Annotated in this window: 1 protein-coding gene; it reads left to right on the forward strand. The window is 42.9% G+C overall.

Annotation, left to right across the window (positions count from 1 at the left end):
• Window positions 1–1,446, forward strand: a 1,446-nt coding sequence (locus QT992_RS33325; protein ID WP_333342879.1) for a reverse transcriptase domain-containing protein, incomplete at its 5' end; no start/stop codon positions are given.
• Window positions 1,447–1,598 lie beyond the last annotated feature (152 nt).

A 1,598-nucleotide genomic window follows, 5' to 3' on the forward strand; every position in this document is an offset into this window, starting at 1 on the left:
CCGTGTGAAGGGAAACTTTCATGCACGGTTTTGAAGACCAGCGAGGCTGGTGACAGTCTCGCTGAGTTTAATAGGTCATGCCACGATGCGATTAAGCAGATTAAAGTCTGTATTCAACATAAAGCGAAGTTTGTATTAGATGCAGACATAGCCAAGTGTTTTGACCGCATCAACCATTATGAACTACTCCAAAAGTTGAACATAAAAGGCAAAGTCAGGAGACAAGTAAAATCCTGGTTAAAATCTGGAGTAATTGACAATGGAGTATTCACTGCAACATCTGAGGGTACGCCACAGGGCGGGGTCATTTCTCCGTTATTGGCAAATATCGCCCTCCACGGGCTTGAAAATACACTCACGGAATATGCCAGAACCATAGACATGAAAGATAGTCGTGGTAATCAAGCTAGCTGGCAAATGAAAGTAGCGTCCCTGAGCTTCATCAGATACGCCGATGATTTCGTGGTATTACACAAAGATAAGCTCGTAGTCCAAAGAGGCCGAGAGATAATCTCGGAATGGTTAGTTGGCATGGGTTTAGAATTAAAGCCTGAGAAGACGAGGCTAACTCACACTTTCAAGGATGAATTAAGTGAGGATGGTAAAGCTGGTTTTGACTTTTTAGGTCATCACATCCAGCAATACCCTGCTGGAAAACATCGGAGCAGTTTAAGTACGCACGGTGAGATATTAGGTTTTAACACACTCATCACCCCAAATAAGAAGTCAAGTAAGGCTCACCAAGAGGAAATCGGAAGAATCATCAAAAAACATAGGTCATCGCCACAGTCGGCGTTAATTAGAGACTTAAACCCTGTAATAAGGGGATGGACTTCTTTTTATACAAACTCTGACGCTAAAAACGTTGGAGAACTCTCTAAACAAGACAACCTCACATACCTGAAACTTCGACCTTGGGCAAAACGCCGTTGTGTAAACATCAATGCAGGACATCGACTGTATTGGCACTCCATTGGCGGTAAAAACTGGGTATTCTCAACCAGAGAAGAGGGAGCGAACCCTATAAGGTTACTAAAGCATAGTGAATTCGAGTGTAGCAGCACCGACTATGTGAAAGTTAAAGGGGATAAAAGTCCTTACGATGGCGACCTAGTTTATTGGAGTTCAAGAATGGGGAAAAACCCTGAATTGTCAAGTCGATTGGCACTGCTATTGAAAAAGCAGAAGGGTAAATGTTCTCATTGCGAATTTATTTTCAGAAATGAAGATGTAATGGAAGTTGACCACATCGTCCCCAGAGCCATTGGAGGTAAGGATGAATACAAAAATCTTCAACTATTGCATCGGCATTGCCACGATGTTAAAACTAAAACCGACTTGGAATTAATCAGGAAACATAACCTGGAACTCGTATCTTCAGGAAAGAAACCTCAAACAAGTCAGAAAAAGAGGAAGCCCTCAAATGACAAGAGTACACCCGAGTAGCCGTGTGCCATGAAAGTGGCAAGCACGGTTCCGAATGGGAGGGAGAAGATGGTAACATCTTCTCTCGACCCTACCTCCAACCCCAACCTCTTCAAGTTAATCGCGGCATTAACATCACGATCTACTATTAAAGAATGCTGCTCATCCCAATA

It is taken from the genome of Microcoleus sp. T3_D1 (assembly GCF_036700405.1).
In the GTDB taxonomy this organism is placed as follows: domain Bacteria; phylum Cyanobacteriota; class Cyanobacteriia; order Cyanobacteriales; family Microcoleaceae; genus Microcoleus.